The organism is Nevskia sp. (genome assembly GCF_021732705.1).
Classification (GTDB): Bacteria; Pseudomonadota; Gammaproteobacteria; order Nevskiales; family Nevskiaceae; genus Nevskia.
This window is the reverse complement of record NZ_JAKFUM010000013.1, coordinates 1-20352: the sequence shown is the minus strand read 5'-3', so window position 1 is coordinate 20352 and position 20352 is coordinate 1. Positions and strand designations below refer to the sequence as shown.

Here is a 20352-nt window from a genome sequence, read left to right as displayed (position 1 = left end):
TGATCGCGGGCGTGCCCGCCACCGACGTGGGGGCCCAAGACGGCGGTGGTTGATCGTTGATTGGAATCAATGCCTGATGGATAACGCTGGCCGACGTCCGGCGGCAGTCGTTAATCTCGAGTGACGAACCCTGTCGAGACATCAGTCATGACGTTCTGCCCGTACAGCGCACCGACTTTGAAGCGCCGCAACCTTGCTATCCATGCCGCAATCCTGAGTCTGGCCTGCGCAGGACCGGCGCTGGCGGCACCCGGCGAGCGCATCGGCGCACGCATCGAGGTCGAACCCGGCACCTCGCTCCCCGTCATCGGCAGCAGTGCGGCCGGCGATTTCGTGGTGGCCTGGACGCCCACCCGATCTTCCGGCGTCGTTCGAGCGCGGCGCTTTGACGCCGACGGTGTCGCTGCCGGTGATGCCTTCGTGGTTGCCAACAGCGAAGCGGCGGCTGGTGCGGCAAGCGTTGCGATGAACGCGAGTGGTGCCTTCGTGATTGCCTGGGCGACGCCGCGAACCACGGTCGTGCCGCTGGTCTTCGGTACCGTGACCCGGCCGGGACGCGTCATGGCCCGTCGTTATGCCCCGGGCGGCGTGCCGCTGGGCGAGGCATTCGAAGTGTCGCCGGAAGGCGATGAAGTGGATGTCGCGATCGACGATGACGGCGACATCGCGGTGGCCTGGGCGGTCGATGGCAACCGCGGCACCGTCAGCCTGTTCGTGCCGGTCGGCTACCTGGCGCTTCGTACGCTGGACCTGCGCTTTGCCGGTGTCGATCGCATTGCCGTGCGTCGCTATGCCGCCGACGGCAGCGCCTTCGCGCCGGTCACGATCGACCGCCAGATCGAACTGCTCGGGCGCGGTGCCAGTGGCGTGACCGTGGCGATGGATGCCGATGGCGATCACGCCGTGGTCTGGTCGCGGCGTATCGGCCGCGAGCGCAGTCAGATCGTGGCCCAGCGCTTCAACGCCGAAGGTGAGGCGACCGGCGACGAGACGATCATCAACAGCAGCCCGGTGACCGGCCGCGACACCACCTCCGGACCGGATGCCGCGATGTCGCCCGACGGCACGCTGGCCGTGACCTGGCAACCCGATCTGGACTTCTCGCCGAGTGCCTCGGCGCGCATCGCCGTCCGTGCGCCGGACAACACGGTGCGCGTGACGGAATTCGCGGCGGCGGCAGGCAATGGCGAGCTCGCGGTGCTGCCGAAGATCGCGATCGATGCGCTCGGCAATCTGCGCATCGCGGCCGGCAGCAATGCCCCGATTTCGTCCCGGCCGCTGCAGACACGCCTGTTCGATTTCAACGGTGTGCCGCTGACGGCGACGACGCCGGTGCTTCCGGCACCGATGAACACGTCTCCGCAGATTTCCGCGATTTCGACGGACGGTGCGGGCCGCAGCGCCATCGCCCACTCCTTCCTCCCCACGGACTTCACCGGTGCGCGACTCAGCGTGCAGCGCTTCGCCGGGCCGTGAGCAGCTAGCCGATCCGCGCGGCGGCAGGCCGAGCAGTCCGATCGGCGGCCGGCTTCGTGATCAACGCGAAAGGCCGACGACGGGGCTGCGCTTGAAGCGGCGCGTCGGGCACGGGATCGAGCCGATTGCGAAACGTCCGCACGTCTGATTCACGTGCTTTGGGCGTTCTGCGGGCCGCTTGAGAGGCGTCATGTCGCCTTGAGTTTCACCCTCGAATTTGCCCCACTAGTCGTGGGACGAGCGAGCACCGGGGCCGCGGCTGCACATCGAATTCGATGATGCGGACGAACCGCCGCCGGCACTGCCTTCGCGCCCGGGAAACCCACGAGAGGGAGGAGAACGAGATGACGATGCGGAAGGGTCTTTGGCTCGCGGTGACGCTGGTGGTCAGTGGCTGTGCGGGCCTTCCGACCGGGCCGGCCAGCCCGGTCACCGGCATTGATGGCGTTGCCTGCGTCACGGGCACCGCGGCGATCGATCCGAGCCTGAAAACGTCCGAGAACGACGTGCTGCTCGGCAAGGCGCGCGGTGTCAGCGGCAAGGGCGGGACCTGCGATGGTCAGGTCTATGCCGTGAGCGCGCCGGTCAAGCTGTACCGGGTCTACGATTCCGCAAAGGGCTACACGCAGCGCGGTTCGTGGTGGGCGCTGGAGAAGCCGAGCGGCACGCGCGACAGCTATCGCGCGACGTACGCGATCTGTCCGGAGTGGAGCGCTGTCGATGCGCTGGTGGAGTGCGAGATTCGCCCCGGCACGCAGGTCGTGATCGGCAGCACCCAGAGTGCCGTCTGTGGCGACGGCACGGAACTGCCGAAGACCGCGGCGCTGCAGGTGTATGTCGCGAACGACGGTCGCAGCGACCTGTACCACGTCGGCGCGTGCAAGGAACTCGGCAGCTGGCCGTGATCAGCCGCGGGTGATCACAGGCCCGGCAGCTTCGCGCGCGGCGGCAGATGCCCGGCCTTGAACCAGATCCGGCAGCCGTCGCGCGAGAACGGCGTGTGTGACGAGCCCGGCGGCACGCGATACCAGGTGCCGGCCGGGTAGTCACCGAACTCGTCGCTCAGCGTGCCCGACAGCACCAGCACTTCCTCGCCACCGTCGTGCGCGTGGAACAGCGAGGTGCAGCCGGGCGCGAAGTCGATCAGCTTGACCACTTCATCGCCGAACTGGTGCAGCAGGATTTCCCGCTGGCCCGGCACCCGGCCCGGCCGCCACTCGGCGGTCACGGTGTCTACCGAGAACTGCGCGGTGTCGCCGTCCTCGAACTGCCAGAGCTTGACCAGAATCGTGCAGCCCTGCGGCGACTTCGGGATGTGCCGGCTGCCGATCGGGTTGCGCACGTAGGTGCCGGCCGGATAGGCGCCGTGCTCGTCCTCGAACACGCCGTCACACACATAGAACTCTTCGCCGCCGCCGTGCGTGTGAGCGCTGAACGACGAGCCCGGCGCGTAGCGCACGAGGCTCGTGGCCCGCGCGACTTCGGCACCGTCGCGGTCCAGCGGCTTGCGCTCGACGCCGGGCAGCGGCGAGGGCGTCCAGTCCATCGCCGTGGTGTCGATGACGACGCGCTGGCGGTAGTCGGTGTGCAGTTTCATCGGGGTCTCGGGACAAGCCGATCAGGTCACGGCTTCGACAGGGACTTCGCGATCTGCACGAACACGCCGTGGTCGACGACCATGCCGAGGTGCGAGCACTGCACTTCGATGTGGTGGACATGCCGGTTGTGGCGGTCGATGCACGCGGCCCAGTTGACGATACCGTCGCGCCGGTCGTACAGCGCGGTGACCGGCACCGGGATGGCCTTCGCGGTTTCGCGATCGTCGGCGGCCTGCGCCATCCGGTCGAGGTCGTAGCCGCGCTTCTGGTAGCCGCTGCCGAAGGTGGTGTACTTCGCACCGCCGACCACCGGCGAGCCAAGCGTGATCACCTGCGACACCAGCGCCGGGTACTCGCGGGCGATGTCGCGCGCCATCACGCCGCCGAGGCTCCAGCCGACCAGCTTCAGCGGCGCGCCGGCCGTGGCGCTGAACTGCTGCACGCGCTCGATCAGTTGCGGCATCAGCTTCTTCATGTTGCCGGTGTTGCGGCCCAGGCCCCAGGTTTCGGCGCGATAGTCCAGCGCCTTCAGCCGCTTGGTCAGCAGGCGGATGGCGATGTCATCGGCCGCGAAGCCCGGAAGCACCAGCACCGGTTCACCGCGGCCGCGCGGCAGCTTCGCGGCGAACGGGCGCGGCAGGAAGCTGGTGACCAGCTCGGGCACCACGCGCAGCTCCCACAGCAGGAGCTTCGGCGGCGGCATCATCGGTTGCGTGGGACTGGCCATCGGGGCTCGAGAGTCGATAGGGGCGGAGCAGCGGAATCAGGCGCGACGCCAGCGCTGGCCGTCCTTGGAATCTTCGACGAGCACGCCGCGTGCCTTCAGATCATCGCGGATGCGGTCGGCCTCCGCGAAGTTGCGGGCTGCCTTGGCCGCAAGGCGGGCCGCGAGCGCGGCTTCGATCTCGGCTTCGCTCGGGCCTTCGCCGGCGCTGCCGGTGGACTGGCTGAACCATTCGCCCGGCGGCTGCTGCAGCAGGCCGAGCACCGAGCCGGCGTCACGCAGCTGCGCGACAAGCGTCGCGCGCTCGGCCGCATCGGTCGACTTGTTCAGCGCCTTGGCCAGTTCGAACAGCTCGGCCAGCGCGGCCGGTGTGTTGATGTCGTCTTCGAGGGCGGCGATGAAGGCGTCCGGCGCCTTGGCGTCGCTGGCGGCCACGTCGCCGGCATCGCGCAGCGCGCCGTACAGGCGATCGAGCTTGCGCCGCGCGTCGGCCAGCGCTTCGTCGTTCCAGTCCAGCGGCTGGCGGTAGTGGCCGGTCAGCAGCGCCAGGCGCACGGCTTCACCCGGCGCGTGCTTCAGGATCTCGCGGATCAGCAGCACGTTGCCGAGCGACTTGGACATCTTCTCCGAGTCCATCGTCAAAAAGCCGTTGTGCAGCCAGTAGCGGGCGAACGTGGCGCCCTCGTGCGCGGCGGTGCTTTGCGCGCGTTCGTTCTCGTGGTGCGGGAACACCAGGTCGTGGCCGCCGCCGTGGATGTCGATGGTGTCGCCGAGCAGCGCTTCGGCCATCGCCGAGCATTCGATGTGCCAGCCCGGACGGCCGCGGCCCCATGGCGACGGCCAGCCCGGCTGTTCGTCGGTCGACGGCTTCCACAGCACGAAATCGCTCGGGTCCTTCTTGTACGGCGCGACCTCGACGCGGGCGCCGGCGATCATTTCGCGCCGGTCGCGCTTCGACAGCTCGCCGTAGCCGGCATAGCTCGGCACGTTGAACAGCACGTGGCCCTGCGCGGCGTAGGCCGAGCCGTTCGCGATCAGGCGCTCGATCATCGAGATGATGTGCGCCAGATGCTCGGTGACTTTCGGCTCGAACGTCGGGCGCTGCACGCCGAGCGCGTCGAGATCCTCGTGATAGATGTCGGTGTAGCGGCGCGTGATGACGCCGATCTCCACCCCTTCCTTCGCGGCGGCGGCGTTGATCTTGTCGTCGATGTCGGTGATGTTGCGGGTGTAGTCGACGCGCGGGTAGCGGCGGCGCAGCACGCGCGCCAGCACGTCGAAGACCACGGCCGGCCGGGCGTTGCCGATGTGCGCGAACGAGTAGACCGTCGGTCCGCAGACGTACATCGTCACCCGCTCCGGGTTCAGCGGGACAAACTCTTCCTTGCGGCCGGACAGCGTGTTGTGCAGGTGCATGGGGACTCGATCGGGCGGCGGACGGGCCGCGTGCGGGGCGGCGGGCAGCGAAAAACTGCGGAAGGATAACTTTGGGGGCGGCCGGTTGCAGCGCAACACGCCGCGCTGTCGCGGCCACGGCGTATCCTGCGCGCCTTCCCGCTCCCGGTCCGGCGCGTTCCTTGCGCCGCGTTTCGCATGACTTTCGATACCTGGCTGGCCTTCTTCGTCGCCGCGTGGCTGATCTGCCTGTCCCCCGGCCCCGGCGTGCTGTCGTGCGTCACGGCCGGGCTGCAGCACGGCTTTCGCGCAGCCCTGTGGAACATCGCCGGGCTCCAGGCCGGGGCGACGGTGACCTTGATCGTGGTCGGCGTCGGCCTGGGCGCGGTGCTGGCGGCGTCGCCGATTGCGTTCACCGCGATCAAGTGGTTCGGCGCGGCTTATCTCGTGTATCTCGGCGTGCAGCAGTGGCGATCAGCCGAAGCCCCGATTCGCGCACCGGAGCCGTCTGCGCCGGGTGTCGCGGCGATCAACGTGCCGCGCGCGCTGTTCCTGCGCGGGCTGATCGTCAACTCGACCAATCCGAAAGGCATCCTGTTCACGGCGTCGGTGCTGCCGCAGTTCATCGACCCGCAGGCGCCGCAGCTGATCCAGTTCCTGATCGTCTGGGTGACGATGCTGTTCACCGATGTCTGCTGCATGACCGGCTACACCGCGCTCGGCGTGCAGGCGCTGCGCTGGCTGCAGAATCCGGACGTCGCGCGCTGGACCAATCGCGCCTTCGGCTCGCTGTTCGTGCTGGCCGGCATCGGGCTCGCGGTGTTCAAGCACTCGTCCTGAGCGCGCAACAGGGCCCGGATCGCGGACAAAAAAAGAGACCGCCGAAGCGGTCTCTTTCGGGTGCTGCCTGACGCCGTGGTTCCGGGCGCCGCCGCTGCGCGGGGGGACGCGACGGCCGTGCCCGGAGGACGCGCGATCAGTTCTTGCGGTCGGCGCGCTGGCGCTGACGCAGCGTCTGGCGTTCGGCGCGGTTGCCCTGACGTTCGGCCTGACGCTCGCTGCTGTTCTCCTGGCGGGTGTCGGCACGCTCGGCACGGTTGCCCTGACGCTCGGCGGCGCGATCCTGCGCGGCATCGACCTTGGCGGCACGTTCCGGGTTCGGATTCGCGGCCTGCGCCTGCGACTGGGCCTGATCGACGGCTTCGGCGCGATTCTCCTGACGGAGGTCGGTGCGGTCGGCCCGGTTGCCCTGGCGCAGTTCCTGGCGCTCGGCGCGGTTGCCCTGACGCTCGGCCTGACGGGCAGCGGACGCTTCCGCCGGCGTCTGGGCCGGCGCGGTCTGGGCATGGACCCGCGTAGCGGCCAGGCTGAGCACACCGGCGGCGAAGATCGAAGCAAAGATGGTCTTGTTCATGTGCGACTCCTGATGGGGATGACGCCGACGAGCCTGTTCTGTGGCGAACGGTGCGTGGTCGACAACTTCACCATACGCCCGGTTCCTGAACGGGGCCTGACTTGCTTTTGACAATTCGACGCACCGCGCCGGCGCCGCAAGGCCTCACTCCGGTGCCGCGGTCGTCACTTCCGGACGACGGCCGGTGCGGAACAGCAGGTCCATCGTGTGGATGCCCTCGACGCCCTTGGCGCGGTCCTCGAAGAAGAACTTGAGGCTGTGCCAGATCGTCGGGAACGCGATCTCGTCCCACGGGATCTCGTCCTCGCGCATCAGCCGCGTTTCCGAGCTTTCGGACGTGATCGCGTGGTGCGGGCTGCGCATGGTGCCGCGATAGATCATGTAGATCTGCGAGACATACGGCACGTTGATCACCGCCAGCAGCCCGCCGATGTCGACCTCCGCCTGCGATTCCTCCAGGGTTTCGCGCGCGGCGCCCTGGGCGCTGGTCTCGCTCATCTCGAGGAAGCCGGCCGGAAACGTCCACAGGCCGAGGCGTGGTTCGATGTTGCGGCGGCACATCAGCACCTTGTCTTCCCAGACCGGCACGCAGCCGGCGATCACTTTCGGGTTGCGATAGTGGATCGTCCCGCACGACGGGCAGACGTGGCGCGGCAGATGGTCGCTAGGCGGGATCAGGTGTTCCACGGCATGGCCGCAGTCGGAGCAGAATTTCATGCGAGAAGGGCAGTTGGAAGCACGCGGAACAGCTTGTTCCACAGGTTATCAGACGGCCCCGGACTGTCGGCCCCCGGTGCGGCCGCATGCGGGCGGCAAGCCGGCGGACCTCACGCGCTGCTGACGTGCCGCATGCTATTGCTGCCATCCGTTTCACTCATTCCCGGAAACCCGCATGTCCCGATCGCTGCTGCCTGCCGTGCTGAGCGTCCTGCTCGCCGTGCTGTTGTCCGCCTGCTCGCTGCCGGCCGCGCAGGGGCCCGCGCCGGCCACGCTGCCGTATCAGCTCAAGGTCGTGGCCGAAGGGCTCGAGTTCCCGTGGAGCCTCGCGTTCCTGCCGGATGGCCGGATGCTGGTCACCGAGCGCCCGGGGCGGCTGCGGATCATCGCGCGCGATGGCAGCCTGTCGCCGCCGGTGACCGGCGTGCCGGCGGTGTTCGCGAAGCGCCAGGGCGGTCTGCTGGACGTGGTGCTGGACCCGGCGTTCGAGCGCAATGCCCTCGTCTACCTGTCGTACTCGGAGGGCGATGTGCTCGGCATGGCCGGCACGGCCGTCGCGCGCGGCAAGCTCGTCGACAACGCGCTGACCGAGGTCGAGGTGATCTACCGGCAGTTCCCGAAAGCCGAGGGCGGGCTGCACTTCGGCAGCCGCCTCGTGTTCGCACCGGACGGCACGCTGTTCATCACCCAGGGCGATCGCTACATCCACAAGGAAGGCGCGCAGGATCTGGCAACCGACTACGGCAAGGTCGTGCGGATCAATCCGAACGGCTCGATTCCGCTCGACAACCCGTTCGTCCGCAACCCGGCGGCACGGCCGGAAATCTGGTCCTACGGCCACCGCAACCTGCAGGGCGCGGCGCTGCATCCGAAGACCGGCGCCCTGTGGACGCACGAGCACGGCGCGATGGGCGGCGACGAGATCAATCTGGACGAAGCCGGCCGCAACTACGGCTGGCCGGTGATCACCTGGGGCGTGGACTACGACGGCTCGAAGATCGGCGAAGGCACCACGCGTGACGGCATGCAGCAGCCGCTGCACTACTGGGTGCCGTCGATCGCGCCAAGCGGCATGGCCTTCTACACCGGCGATGCCTTCCCGAAATGGCGCGGCAGCCTGTTCGTCGGCTCGCTGAAGTTCGGCTATCTCGACCGGATCTCGCTCGATGGCAACCGCATCGTCGGCGAGCAGCAGCTGCTGACCGAGATCGGCGAGCGCATCCGCGACGTCCGCGTCGGGCCGGACGGCTACGTCTACGTCACCACCGATCTGAAGCAGGGCCGGGTACTGCGGCTGGAACCGCCGCAGTAGGTCCGGCGCCGGCTCGCCGCTGCCTACAGCCCGAGATCGCTCAAGCCCGGGTGATCGTCCGGCCGGCGGCCGGATGGCCAGCGGAACAGGCGGTCGCCTTCGCCGATCGCCAGATCGTTGATGCTGGCGTGACGCCGCGCCATCAGGCCGTGGCCGTCGAATTCCCAGTTCTCGTTGCCGTACGAGCGATGCCAGTGGCCGTCGATGTCGTGCCACTCGTAGGCGAAGCGCACCGCGATGCGATGCGTGCCGTGGGCCCAGATTTCCTTGATCAGCCGGTAGTCCAGTTCCTTCGCCCACTTGCGCTGCAGGAACTCGACGATCTGGCCGCGGCCGACCAGGAACTCGTTGCGATTGCGCCAGCGGCTGTCCGGCGTGTACGCCAGCGACACGCGCACCGGGTCCTTCGAGTTCCACGCGTCCTCGGCCAGACGAACCTTGCGGATCGCGTCTTCGAGCGAGAACGGCGGCAGCGGCGGGCGGGGTTCGGGGGAGGTCATGTGCGCAGTCCTGTCGCGTGAGGGCGGGTGATGCAGCCACTTTGCGCGCTTGAGACCGCGATTAGAATCCTTGTCGATCGAATCGATTCGTGTCGCGAGGCGCAACAATGGACCGCTTGCACGAGATGACGGTGTTTCAGGCCGTGGCCGATACCGGCGGCTTTTCGGCAGCAGCGCGGCAACTGGCGCTGTCGACCCCGGCAGTGACCCGCGCCATCGCCTCGCTGGAAGAACGGCTCGGCGCCCGGCTGCTGCACCGGACCACGCGGCAGGTCAGCCTGACTGAAGCCGGCGAGCGCTTCGTCGGCGACTGCCGCCGCCTGCTGGCGGAAATCGCCGAAGCCGAGCAGGCCGCCGCCGGCCTCCACGGCCAGCCGCGTGGACAGCTGGTGGTCACCGCGTCGGTGCTGTTCGGCCGCCTGCATGTGGCGCCGGTGCTGTTCGAGTTCCTTGCGCGGCATCCGGAGGTCACGGTACGCACGCTGTTTGTCGATCGCGTCGTCAACCTGCTCGACGAAGGTGTCGATCTGGCGGTCCGCATCGGCGACCTGCCGGACTCGAACCTGCGCGCCGTGCGCGTCGGCCACGTTCGCCGCGTGATGTGCGCGGCGCCGACCTATCTGGCAAGGCGCGGCGTGCCCCGAACGCTGGCCGATCTTTCCGCACACGATGGCATCGCGTTCAGCGGCATCGGCAGCCCGAACGACTGGCGCTTCGAGATCGACGGTCAGGTGCAATCGGTGCCGATGTCGCCGCAGCTGATCACGCACAGCGTGGAAGTGGCGCTGGATGCCGCGATCGCCGGCCTCGGCGTCGTGCGCCTGCTCAGCTATCAGGCCGATGCCGCGGTGCGCGACGGCCGGCTGGCGATCGTGCTGCCGGACACCGAGCCGCCACCGTTGCCGGTGCACGTGCTGCACCATGAGGGCAGCCGGGTATCGGCGAAGGTGCGCGCCGGCTTCGATGCCCTCGTTGCGGCGTTGCGCCGCAATCCGGCGCTGACCGAAGTCGCTGCCTGAGTGCAGCGCCCCTCCCGATTCCCGAATGAGATCCGTCGGACATGAAAAGTCACCGTCAGGAGTTGTGGTTCGAGACGAAGGCGCGCACCGCGTTCATCAACATCACGCCGCAGGTCGAGGCGGCGCTGAAGGCGAGCGGCGTGCAGGAAGGCCTTTGTCTGGTGAACGCGATGCACATCTCGGCCAGCGTCTTCATCAACGATGACGAGCACGGCCTGCACCAGGACTTCACGCGCTGGCTCGAAGGCCTCGCGCCGCACGAGCCGATCCGCCAATGGCGTCACAACGACACCGGCGAGGACAACGCCGATGCCCATCTCAAGCGCCAGATCATGGGCCGCGAGGTCGTCGTCGCGATCACGGCCGGCCAGCTCGACTTCGGCCCGTGGGAACAGATCTTCTACGGCGAATTCGATGGCCGCCGACGCAAGCGGGTGCTGGTCAAGATCATCGGCGAGTGACGTTGATGATGACTGACGATTCGGACGCGGACTCGAAACTGCTGGCGTCGATCAAACGCCCTGGCCGCTTCTGAAATTTCGGTCGGTGTCGACGTGAATCGTCGTTGCAAACCACGGCAGGTATCCGGTTTTCGATGACGCCCGGCTGATACCTTGCCGTCGCGCACGCTTGCTGGTCGATCTAGCATGCAATCACGGTCCCGCATCGCCGGGACGATGCTGTGGCCTGCTCGGGGCAGGGCCAGGGAAGCGTTTTCGGATCGGATGCGCGGCCCGTGTGTGGGCGATGAAGGCCGTGTCTCGACGTTCGCAACCTGTCTTGACGCAACCGGGACGCTGCACTTGCCAGTCGACGACCGGCGTTGAAAGTCGTTTCGCGCAAGGCCAAGGTGGCATTGCATCCGAAAACTGGTGCCTAAGGAGAGACTCGAACTCTCACGAGGGGTTGCCTCGGCGGATTTTGAGTCCGCTGCGTCTACCGATTCCGCCACTCAGGCCCGCATTGATGCCCCGCAGCAGGCTGCAAGGTCGCGCATTATAGCCGCCGCGCCGCGGCTGCAGGCTGATGGCGCCGACCTTTTTCGAGCCGCCGATCACGCCATGCAGCGCAGCGATTTCACCTACGAGCTTCCTCCCGAACTGATCGCGCAGGTGCCGCCACCCACCCGCAGCGGCGGGCGGATGTTGTGCGTCGATCCGGACGCCATCGATTTTCGCGATGCCCGGGTCGTCGACCTTCCGGGTGAACTGCGGGCGGGGGATCTGCTGGTGCTGAACGACACGCGGGTAATCCGCGCGCGGCTGCACGGCGCGAAGGAATCCGGCGGGAAGATTGAAGCGATGATCGAGCGCGTGCTCGATGCGCAGCGCGCGCTGGCTCAGGTGCGCGCCAGCAAGACGCCGAAGGCGGGCGGCCGGCTGCTGTTCGCCGACGGCGCGCTGGCAGCGACCGTCATCGCCAAGCACGACGATCTGTACGAGCTGGCGTTCGAGACCGACGACCTGCTGGCCGCGCTCGATCGGCACGGCGAGCTGCCGCTGCCGCCGTACATCGCCCGCAGCGACGACGAGCGCCGGCACAGCGCGGCCGACGACGCGCGCTACCAGACGGTCTGGGCACGCGAGCCGGGCGCGGTCGCGGCGCCGACGGCGAGCCTGCATTTCGACGAGGCGATGCTCGACGCGATTCGCGCGCGCGGTGTCGACATCGCCTTCGCCACGCTGCATGTCGGGGCCGGCACCTTCCAGCCGGTGCGGGTCGATGATCTGGCCGCGCACGTCATGCACAGCGAGCGCGTCACCGTGACCACCGCGCTGGCGCAGGCGGTGGCGGATGCCGAGGCCCGCGGCGGGCGCGTGGTTGCCGCCGGCACCACGGTGGTGCGGGCGCTGGAGACCGCTGCGGCGCAGACCGGCCGCGTGCAGCCGTATCAGGGCGAGACGCGGCTGTTCATCACGCCGGGCTATCGCTGGCAGGCGGTCGACGCGCTGCTGACCAACTTTCACCTGCCGGAAAGCACCTTGCTGATGCTGGTGTGTGCGTTCGGCGGTCACGGCCGGGTGATGGCGGCCTATCGCCACGCGGTGGCGAGCCGCTACCGGTTCTTCTCCTACGGTGACGCGATGTGGCTGCCGGCGCGGGCGGCGAGCCAGTCCACCGCACCCTGAGCGGCGGCACGGCCGCTGGCGAAGCAGGCCGTGAGCAGATAGCCGCCGGTCGGCGCTTCCCAGTCCAGCATTTCGCCGGCGCAGAAGACGCCGGGCAGCGCGGTCAGCATCAGGTGTTGGTCGAGTGCCTCGAAGCGCACGCCGCCCGCGGTAGAGATCGCTTCGTCGATCGGCCGGGTCTTGCTCAGGTTCAATCGCAGCCGCTTGATCTGGCCCGCCAGGGCCGCCGGCTGCCGATCCAGTTCGGCGAAGGCGGCGTCCGGCGCCAGCTCGCGCAGCAGCGTGCTCTTGACCGCATCGAGCCCGCAGCGATGCAGATGCTTGGCGACGGACTGCTTGCCGCGCGGCGCGGCCAGCTTCGCGGTCAGCGCGTCGAGCGTCACGCCCGGCAGCAGGTCCAGTTCCAGATCAGCGTGGCCGTACCGGGTGATCGCATCGCGCAGCGCGGCGGACAGCGCGTAGATCAGGCTGCCTTCGACGCCGATGCTGGTGATGATGAATTCGCCCTGCCGGAACGCGCCGTCGCCGCCGTGTTCCGGCGACAGCCGCGCGGCAACCGGTTTCACCGGCTGGCCGGCGCAGCGGCTGCGCAGGATCTCGCTCCAGCGCGTTTCGAAGCCGCAGTTCGATGGCTGCAGCGGCGCGACGTCGACGCCACGGGCGGTCAGCAGCGCGGTCCAGCGGCCGTCCGAGCCCAGCCGCCGCCAGCTGCCGCCGCCGAGCGCCAGCACGGTGGCGTCGACACGCACGTCGACATCGCCGGCGGGGGTGGTGAAGGCGAGGGCGCCGTCGTCGCGCCAGCCGGTCCAGCGGTGATGCAGGTGGAAGCGCACGCCGGCCTCGCGCAGGCGGCGCAGCCAGCCGCGCAGCAGCGGTGCGGCTTTCAGATCGCGCGGGAACACGCGGTTCGAGGTGCCGACGAAGGTCTCGACGCCGAGGCCCTGTGCCCAGTCGCGCAGCGCGTCCGCGCCGAAGCCTTCGAGCATCGGCCGGATCGCCTCGGCGCGGCTGCCGTAGCGCGACACGAACGGCGCGAACGCTTCGGCGTGGGTCAGGTTCAGGCCGCCCTTGCCGGCGATCAGGAACTTGCGGCCGCAGTTGGCCATGGCGTCGTAGACCTCGACGGCATGGCCGGCCGCGGCCAGCGTTTCCGCCGCCATCAGCCCGGCCGGGCCGCCGCCGATGACCGCCACGCGGACGCGGCCGCTCATGGCCGCGACCGGCGCAGCACGACGCTGATCTGACCGTTGGTTTCCAGCATGGCGACGCGAACCTCGTTGACGCAGATGCAGCCGGCCTTGCGCAGCGCGGCGTTGATGTCGCGCTGCGACAGGTCGGCGGTGGCGATCGATCGCGGCCGGAGCCGGCCGTTGGGGATCAGGATCAGCGGCCGGCCGCCGATCAGGCGGTCAAAGCGCTTGCTGGCGGTGGTCGCGACATCGAACAGGTGGTTGACGGCAACCAGTGTCACGGCCGAAATCAGTCCGCCGATCAACGAGTTGTCGCCGCCATTCATGGAGTTCTGCACGGCGTTCGACAGCACCAGCAGCAGCACCAGATCGAACGGCGACAACTGCCCGACGGCGCGCCGCCCGGTGATGCGCAGCAGCCCCAGCAGGAACAGGTAGACGCCGGTGGACCGCAACACCAGCTCCCACCACGGCACGGTCAGTTGCCACATCGTCACGATCTCCGGTCATTCGGCCGCCATGATGGGGCCGAATCGCCGCGACCGTGCAGCCATGTCAGCGCCGGGCGCGGCTCAGAGGCGGTCCAGGTGCCGATCAGCCGGGGCCGGCGGGTTGTACTGGTAGACCCAGGTTTCGGTCAGCGGCTGACCGACCGACTTCAGGAACAGGCGCAGGTCGATCGGATCGGTCGAGTCGTCCGGCGGCCGGATGTCGAAGATCGCGCGGTAGCCCTTGATCGCGTGCAGCGGCCGAGCCGAGGTCAGCTCCACCGTGCCGCGTGACGCCGTGACGATCGCCTCGACCTTGGTGTTGCTGCCGAGCAGCGCCAGATCGCCGCCGGCGAAATCCACCGCGAAGCGCCACGAGAAGTACGTGCGCTTGACGCCGGCCGGGCCGCCGAGGCCGGTGCGGGTGGACTGCACGGTGGCCAGCCGCGGTGCCACCGGCGGCTTGCGGCCCCAGTGCAGGCGGTAGGCATACAGCAGTTCCTCGCCCGGCTGCGGCTTCTTCTCCGGATTCCAGAACGCGACCATGTTGTCGAAGGTTTCGTCGATCGTCGGGATTTCTACGAGCTGCACCGAACCCTTGCCCCAGTCGCCCTTCGGCTCCACCCAGAGGCTCGGCCGCAGGTCGTAGAACGCGCCATCGTCCTGATAATGATCGAAATTCTGATCACGCTGCATCAGGCCGAAGCCGCGCGGGTTGTTGTCGAGGAAGCTGTTGAAGCGCAAGGATGTCGGGTTGACCAGCGGCCGCCAGATCCACTCGCCGGCACCGGTCCACATCTGCAGGCCGTCGGAATCATGGATTTCCGGGCGGTAGTCGTAAGCCAGACGGCGATCGTTCTCGCCGGTCTGGTACATGCTGGTGCCCGGCGCGATGCCGAGGCGCTCGATCTTGCGGCGCGGGTACAGCGCGGCGTCGATCTCCATCACGTGGCTCTGGCCCGGGGCGATCTCGAAGCGGTAGGCGCCGGCCACGCTCGGCGAATCCATTAGCGCGTAGATCACCAGCTTGTTCGAGCCGGGCGCCGGGCGCTCCAGCCAGTAGGCGGTGAAGCGCGGAAATTCCTCCGGTGTCGGCGCGCCGGTGTCGATCGCCAGACCGCGCGCCGACATGCCGTACTGCCAGTCGCCGCCGACGGCGCGGAAATAGCTGGCGCCGAGCCAGGCGCCGACATCGCGCTCCAGATCGGTGTGGAACAGCACGCGGAAGCCGGCGAAGCCGAGGTCGTTCGGCAACTGCCCGGCCTTGACGCCGGACTTGCCGAAATCGAACAGCGAGGCGTCGTAGGCGATTTCCTGCGACTGGCCGTTGACGACCTCGAACATCCGCACCGGGTCCTTGAAGAACAGGCCCATGTGGAAGAAGCGGACCTGGAAGCTCAGGTCATCCTTGGCCCACAGGCTGCGGTCGGCCTTGAAGCGGATGTTCTGGTAGCGGTCGAAGTCGAGTCCCTGCAGGGTTTTCGGCAGGTCGCGCGGCGCGGCCAGATAGGCCACCGAGGCCATCTGGCGGGCCTGGCCCTTGAGCCACGAATAGTCGAAGGGCTGCGGCTTGCCGAGCAGCTTGAGCTTCGGCGCGGCAGCCTCGGCCGGACCGGCCGTGACCCCGGCGGCGAAAACGCCGGCGCCGGCCGACAGGGATTTCAGCAGTTCGCGTCTTTGCATGGTCGATACGAGGAAGGAAGGGGCAACGAATTCATGGACCGTTCGTCCGACATAATATCCGCATGAATTCTTCGTTCATCGGGACGATCACCGGCCTGTACGCCGGAACGGTGCAGCCGATGCCGGGCGACGGCCGGCCGACGGCCATTTTCAAGCAGCCGGTGACCGGCCGGATGGCGATCGGTCCGGAAGGCCTGATCGGCGATGCCCAGGCCGATCGCCGTGTCCATGGCGGGCCGGACAAGGCGCTGCACCACTTCCCGCTGGAAACCCACGCCAGGCTGGCCGAGATGTTTCCGGAGGCCGCCGCGACGCTCGGTGCCGGTGCGCTCGGCGAAAACATTTCCACGTCCGGCATCGACGAGCACAGCGCCTGCCTCGGCGATGTCTTCTCGCTCGGCAGCGCCCGCGTGCAACTGTGCCAGCCACGCACGCCGTGCTGGAAGATCGAGGCGCGGCACGGCGTCGAGGGCATGACCCGCGCGATCGCCGATGCCGGCATGGCCGGCTGGTACTACCGCGTGATCGCGACCGGCGACGTCGCCTGCGGCGACCGGATCGAGCTGATCGAACGTCAACCGGATGCCGTGAGCCTCGCCGAGTTCTGGGCCGTGGTGCAGAAACACCGGCCGCCGATCGAGGCACTCGAACGGCTGCAGGCGATTCCCGGTCTGGCCAGCGGCTGGCAGCGCAAACTGGCCGAGCGCATCGACTGGCGTCGCCGGAACTGAGCGCCGGATGACGGCATCATCGAGATCGGCCCCGCCGCCGATCGCATCGCGGCTGCCTCGGATCGCTGCGGGTCGGGTCGGCATTCCGCTGCGCCGGCGTCGGGACCCGTCATCGACGGCGCTGTTGCGCGCGGCATTCGTGCGGGTGCGCGTCGCCGGCTGGCGACCGTGGCGGACAGGCTCGGCGGCATGAGCAAGCAGCACGAAGACCCGTATCCGAACTGGGCGCGGCTCGGCCCCGCCGAACGCGCGGCCACGGCCAAGCGAATCTGTGTGGTCGGCGCGGAGTCGACCGGCACCACGAGCCTGGCTCGCGCGCTGGCCGAGCACTACCGCACCGAGTGGGTGCCCGAGTTCGGCCGCGCCTACACCGAGGCGCGGATCAGTCGCACGCAGGCGCCGTGGACCAGCGACGAGTTCGCCGTGATCGCCGCCGAACAGTGCCGGCTGGAGGATGAGGCGCTGCCGCGCTGCAATCGCCTGCTGATCTGCGACACCAACGCCTTCGCGACCCAGCTCTGGCATCGGCGCTATCTCGGCATCGACAGCGAAGACGTCGCCGCGATCGCCGCGACGCGCCATTACGACCTCTATCTGCTCGCCGGTGACGAGATTCCGTTCGTGCCGGACCGGATTCGGGACGGCGAGCACCTGCGCCACACCATGCACACCTGGTTCGAACAGGCCCTGGCAGCGCAGAACACGCGCTGGCGGCTGTTGCGCGGCACGCACGAGACGCGCATGGCGACGGCGATTGCCGCGATCAACACCCTGTTCGACGGCTCGGCATGGCAGCCACCGCATCGTGATTGAACTGCCCGCCTATCCGGCGCTCGACGCGCTCCCCGAACTGCGCCGGGCGCTGGCCAGACCCGGCGGCCGTGCCGTGCTGGCAGCCCCGCCGGGCTCCGGCAAGACCACCGTGATCCCGCTGGCGCTGCTCGATGAGCCGTGGCTGGCCGGGCGCAAGATCGTGATGCTGGAGCCGCGCCGCGTCGCTGCTCGCGCCTCGGCCGCGCGCATGGCCAGCCTCATGGGCGAGCGGGCGGGGGAGACCATCGGGTATCAGGTGCGCTTCGAGCGCCGGATCGGCCCGTCGACGCGGATCGAGGTGATCACCGAGGGCCTGCTGACCCGCCGCCTGCAGGCCGATCCGGAGCTGCCGGGTGTCGGCCTCGTGATCTTCGACGAGTTCCACGAACGCAGCCTCGATGCCGATCTGGCGCTGGCGCTGACCCTGGATGCCGCCGCCAGCCTGCGCGAGGACCTGCGGGTGCTGGTGATGTCGGCCACGCTGGAATCGGAACGGGTCGCCGCGCTGCTCGGCGAGGCGTCGGTGGTGCGCGCGGAGGGCCGGATGTTCCCGGTCGATGTGCGCTACCAGCCGCCGCGTCCGGGCGTCGACACCGCGGTGGCCGTGGCCGACGCCTGTGCCTCGGCCCTCGCCGAACGCGAAGGCGACGTGCTGGCCTTCCTGCCGGGTGGTCGCGAGATCCGCGAGGCGCAGCGGCTGCTGGAAGCGCGGCTGGCATCGACGGTCGGCGTTCATCCGCTGTACGGCGATCTGTCGAGCGCGGAGCAGGACGCCGCGCTGGCGCCGGCGCGCGACGGGCGGCGCAAGGTGATCCTCGCGACCAACATCGCCCAGACCAGCCTGACCGTCGAAGGCGTGACCAGCGTCGTCGACAGCGGCACCGCGCGTGTTGCCCGGTTCGACCTCGGCGCCGGCACCAACCGATTGGAACTGCAGCGGATTTCACGCGCCAGCGCCGATCAGCGCGCCGGCCGTGCCGGACGTCTCGGACCCGGCACCGCGATTCGCCTGTGGAGCCGCGACCAGCACGGCCAGCTGCCGGCGCACGACACGCCGGACATCCTCGCCGTGGACCTGTCGCGTCTCGCGCTGGAACTCGCGGCGTGGGGCATTGCCGATCCGGCGTCGCTGGCGCTGCTCGATCCGCCGCCGCTGCCGGCGTGGACGCAGGCGCGCGACGTGCTCGCCGCCATCGAGGCCATCGGCGCGGATGGCCGGATCACCGACCACGGCAAGCTGCTGGCGCGGCTGCCGGCAGCGCCGCGCATCGCCCATCTGCTGGTCACGGCCAAGGCGCTGGGTCTGGCCTCGATCGGGGCGTGGACGGCGGCGGTGCTCGACGAACGCGATGCCGATGTCGATCTCGCGCAGGCCGTGCGCAGCTTCCACGGTGGCCGCGCCGAGCCGGGCGCCCTGCGCCGGGTGCGCGACACCGTGCGCCAGCTGCTCGACCAGATCGACCGCGATGGCGACAGCGACAGCCGCGCAGCGATCGATCCCGATCAGGTCGGCCGGATCGTGGCGCTGGCTTATCCGGAGCGGCTCGCGCGACGCCGCGCGGACACCCGCGGAGCGCGGGACGTCGGCTATCTCTGTGCCGATGGCGGCGAAGCGCGGGTGGCGGAACGCGATCCGCTGGCGGCGTCGGAATGGCTGGCGATCGCGCACTGGACGGTCGGTGCGACGCAGGGCGGCGCGCCACGACGCATCCGCGCGGCAGCGGCGATTTCCGAGACCGACGTGCTGCGCGATCACGCCGGGCGGATCGAGATCCGGGCCGACATCGCCTGGAATGAGCAGGCCGAAGCGGTGCTGGCCGAGCGGCAGACGCGGCTCGGCGCGATCGTGCTCGAGCGCAAGCCGCTGAACCAGCCGGATGGCGAGCGCCAGCGGGCCGCGATGATCGCGGGCATCCGCAGCCTCGGCATCGGCGTGCTGCCGTGGAGCGACCCCGCGCGGCAGTGGCAGGCGCGGGTGCTGAGCCTGCGCGCCTGGCGCGGCGGAGAAGACTGGCCGGATGTCTCCGATGACGCGCTGGCGGCATCGCTCGGCGACTGGCTGACGCCCTACCTGTCCGGCATCACCCGGCGCGAGCATCTGGCGCGGCTGGAACTGGTCGGCATCCTGAACGGCCTGTTGGACTATCCGCTGCAACAGAAGCTGGCGCGGCTGGCGCCGACGCATCTGGACGTGCCGAGCGGGTCGCGGGTGGCGCTCGAATATGCGCCGGATGGCGCACCGCCGGTGCTGGCGGTGAAGCTGCAGGAACTGTTCGGGGCCACGCAGACGCCGTCGGTCAACGACGGGCGGATGCCGGTGTCGCTGCATCTGCTGTCGCCCGGACGGCGGCCGATCCAGGTGACGCGCGATCTGGCCGGGTTCTGGGCGCGCACGTACGAGGAGGTACGCAAGGAACTGAAGGGCCGCTATCCGCGCCACCCGTGGCCGGACGATCCGCTGGCGGCGCCGCCCACCGCTCGCGCCAAGCCGCGAGGCACCTGAGCCCGTCGAAAACATCGGCTGGCGTCAAGTTTCCGGGTCACCGACGGATTTCTGCCGGTGACACGCAAGTTTCGCTTGACGGGACGGGCCGACATCACCAGAATTCGCGGCTCGCTGTAGCGTCCGATCCGCGGAGAGATACTCAAGCGGCCAACGAGGGCAGACTGTAAATCTGCTGACTAACGTCTACGAAGGTTCGAATCCTTCTCTCTCCACCACGGACGGGCGGTGCAGGTGCTGGTCGAGGAAGGCCCAACGGCCGGTGCAGGCGGGTGTAGCTCAATGGTAGAGCTGTAGCCTTCCAAGCTACTGACGTGGGTTCGATTCCCATCACCCGCTCCAACGGCGGCAGCGGCAGATGCAACCGAGTTTTCGCTCACATAGCTCAGTCGGTAGAGCACTTCCTTGGTAAGGAAGAGGTCATCGGTTCGATTCCGATTGTGAGCACCAATTGACACCCTCTGGACGGTTCAGTGCCGGCCCGAGGGTTTTGTTGTTAATCCCAGCAACTTATCACCGAGTATCGTTTCGCCATGGCAAAAGAGAAATTTGACCGTACCAAGCCGCACGTGAACGTGGGGACGATTGGGCATGTTGACCATGGCAAGACGACGACGACGGCGGCGCTGACGAAGATCAGCGCGGACAAGGGTTGGGGCA

20 protein-coding genes and 4 tRNA genes are annotated in these 20352 nt (G+C 68.8%); 14 read left to right on the top strand and 10 right to left on the bottom strand.

Annotated elements, in window-relative coordinates:
• The first annotated feature begins 147 nt into the window (after window positions 1–147).
• Complete coding sequence (locus tag QZ951_RS15780) at window positions 148–1476, top strand: hypothetical protein (protein WP_293002268.1); 1329 nt, start codon at window positions 148–150, stop codon at window positions 1474–1476.
• 344 nt (window positions 1477–1820) lie between these two features.
• Entirely contained in the window at window positions 1821–2381 is a 561-nt protein-coding gene (locus tag QZ951_RS15775; protein WP_293002266.1) for a hypothetical protein, read from the top strand.
• A 14-nt stretch (window positions 2382–2395) separates the two neighbouring features.
• Here QZ951_RS15775 and QZ951_RS15770 read toward each other — a convergent pair whose 3' ends face one another.
• The 3 genes from QZ951_RS15770 to cysS are packed head-to-tail and all read right to left on the bottom strand — an operon-like array spanning window position 2396 to window position 5214.
• Entirely contained in the window at window positions 2396–3073 is a 678-nt protein-coding gene (locus QZ951_RS15770) for a cupin domain-containing protein (RefSeq protein ID WP_293002264.1), read from the bottom strand.
• A gap of 26 nt (window positions 3074–3099) precedes the next feature.
• Window positions 3100–3801 (bottom strand): alpha/beta hydrolase, encoded by a 702-nt coding sequence (locus QZ951_RS15765; protein ID WP_293002262.1) that lies wholly within the window; start codon window positions 3799–3801, stop codon window positions 3100–3102.
• A 36-nt stretch (window positions 3802–3837) separates the two neighbouring features.
• The gene (gene cysS, locus QZ951_RS15760; RefSeq protein WP_293002260.1) at window positions 3838–5214 is read right to left on the bottom strand and encodes a cysteine--tRNA ligase; all 1377 of its coding nucleotides are present in this window, start codon (window positions 5212–5214) and stop codon (window positions 3838–3840) included.
• Between the two features lie 177 nt (window positions 5215–5391).
• Here cysS and QZ951_RS15755 point away from each other — a divergent pair, with 177 nt between their 5' ends.
• The gene (locus QZ951_RS15755; protein ID WP_293002258.1) at window positions 5392–6033 is read left to right on the top strand and encodes a LysE family transporter; all 642 of its coding nucleotides are present in this window, start codon (window positions 5392–5394) and stop codon (window positions 6031–6033) included.
• Window positions 6034–6169: 136 nt separating this feature from the next.
• Here QZ951_RS15755 and QZ951_RS15750 read toward each other — a convergent pair whose 3' ends face one another.
• Together QZ951_RS15750 and QZ951_RS15745 are read right to left on the bottom strand one after the other, a co-directional pair.
• Window positions 6170–6607, bottom strand: a complete 438-nt coding sequence (locus QZ951_RS15750) for a hypothetical protein (protein ID WP_293002256.1) — start codon at window positions 6605–6607, stop codon at window positions 6170–6172.
• Between the two features lie 144 nt (window positions 6608–6751).
• Entirely contained in the window at window positions 6752–7324 is a 573-nt protein-coding gene (locus QZ951_RS15745) for an NUDIX hydrolase (protein ID WP_293002254.1), read from the bottom strand.
• A 175-nt stretch (window positions 7325–7499) separates the two neighbouring features.
• On the opposite strand from QZ951_RS15745, the gene QZ951_RS15740 reads away from it, so the two are divergent.
• A complete protein-coding gene (locus QZ951_RS15740; RefSeq protein WP_293002252.1) occupies window positions 7500–8636 on the top strand; it encodes a PQQ-dependent sugar dehydrogenase in 1137 nt (378 codons plus the stop codon).
• A 23-nt stretch (window positions 8637–8659) separates the two neighbouring features.
• On the opposite strand, the gene QZ951_RS15735 is transcribed toward QZ951_RS15740, so the two are convergent.
• Entirely contained in the window at window positions 8660–9136 is a 477-nt protein-coding gene (locus QZ951_RS15735; protein ID WP_293002250.1) for a nuclear transport factor 2 family protein, read from the bottom strand.
• A 107-nt stretch (window positions 9137–9243) separates the two neighbouring features.
• On the opposite strand from QZ951_RS15735, the gene QZ951_RS15730 reads away from it, so the two are divergent.
• Both QZ951_RS15730 and QZ951_RS15725 read left to right on the top strand, forming a co-directional pair.
• Entirely contained in the window at window positions 9244–10155 is a 912-nt protein-coding gene (locus tag QZ951_RS15730) for a LysR family transcriptional regulator (RefSeq protein ID WP_293002248.1), read from the top strand.
• 41 nt (window positions 10156–10196) lie between these two features.
• Window positions 10197–10616, top strand: a complete 420-nt coding sequence (locus tag QZ951_RS15725) for a secondary thiamine-phosphate synthase enzyme YjbQ (protein ID WP_293002246.1) — start codon at window positions 10197–10199, stop codon at window positions 10614–10616.
• Between the two features lie 409 nt (window positions 10617–11025).
• On the opposite strand, the gene QZ951_RS15720 is transcribed toward QZ951_RS15725, so the two are convergent.
• Window positions 11026–11113, bottom strand: a tRNA-Leu gene (locus tag QZ951_RS15720).
• A gap of 103 nt (window positions 11114–11216) precedes the next feature.
• Here QZ951_RS15720 and queA point away from each other — a divergent pair.
• Entirely contained in the window at window positions 11217–12284 is a 1068-nt protein-coding gene (gene queA, locus QZ951_RS15715; RefSeq protein WP_293002244.1) for a tRNA preQ1(34) S-adenosylmethionine ribosyltransferase-isomerase QueA, read from the top strand.
• Here the strand turns inward: queA and QZ951_RS15710 are convergent.
• The 3 genes from QZ951_RS15710 to QZ951_RS15700 form a co-directional block, all read right to left on the bottom strand.
• A complete protein-coding gene (locus tag QZ951_RS15710) occupies window positions 12227–13495 on the bottom strand; it encodes a TIGR03862 family flavoprotein (protein WP_293002242.1) in 1269 nt (422 codons plus the stop codon). The two genes, queA and QZ951_RS15710, sit on opposite strands and share 58 nt — an antisense overlap.
• On the bottom strand, window positions 13492–13965 hold the full coding sequence (locus tag QZ951_RS15705; RefSeq protein WP_293002240.1) for a DUF421 domain-containing protein: 474 nt from the start codon (window positions 13963–13965) through the stop codon (window positions 13492–13494). Before QZ951_RS15705 ends, QZ951_RS15710 begins: the two co-directional genes overlap by 4 nt.
• Before the next feature lie 81 nt (window positions 13966–14046).
• A complete protein-coding gene (locus tag QZ951_RS15700) occupies window positions 14047–15645 on the bottom strand; it encodes a glucan biosynthesis protein (protein WP_293002238.1) in 1599 nt (532 codons plus the stop codon).
• A 62-nt stretch (window positions 15646–15707) separates the two neighbouring features.
• Here QZ951_RS15700 and QZ951_RS15695 point away from each other — a divergent pair, with 62 nt between their 5' ends.
• The 7 genes from QZ951_RS15695 to QZ951_RS15665 all read left to right on the top strand — a co-directional run.
• Complete coding sequence (locus QZ951_RS15695) at window positions 15708–16376, top strand: MOSC domain-containing protein (protein ID WP_293002236.1); 669 nt, start codon at window positions 15708–15710, stop codon at window positions 16374–16376.
• Window positions 16377–16565: 189 nt separating this feature from the next.
• A complete protein-coding gene (locus QZ951_RS15690; RefSeq protein ID WP_293002234.1) occupies window positions 16566–17189 on the top strand; it encodes an ATP-binding protein in 624 nt (207 codons plus the stop codon).
• The gene (gene hrpB / locus QZ951_RS15685; RefSeq protein WP_366943950.1) at window positions 17179–19692 is read left to right on the top strand and encodes an ATP-dependent helicase HrpB; all 2514 of its coding nucleotides are present in this window, start codon (window positions 17179–17181) and stop codon (window positions 19690–19692) included. Before QZ951_RS15690 ends, hrpB begins: the two co-directional genes overlap by 11 nt.
• Before the next feature lie 132 nt (window positions 19693–19824).
• A tRNA-Tyr gene (locus tag QZ951_RS15680) sits at window positions 19825–19910 on the top strand.
• Window positions 19911–19960: 50 nt separating this feature from the next.
• A tRNA-Gly gene (locus tag QZ951_RS15675) sits at window positions 19961–20034 on the top strand.
• Window positions 20035–20066: 32 nt separating this feature from the next.
• Window positions 20067–20142: transfer RNA gene (locus QZ951_RS15670), tRNA-Thr, on the top strand.
• An 83-nt stretch (window positions 20143–20225) separates the two neighbouring features.
• Window positions 20226–20352: GTP-binding protein (locus QZ951_RS15665; protein ID WP_273452399.1), on the top strand; the 127-nt coding region annotated here is incomplete at its 3' end.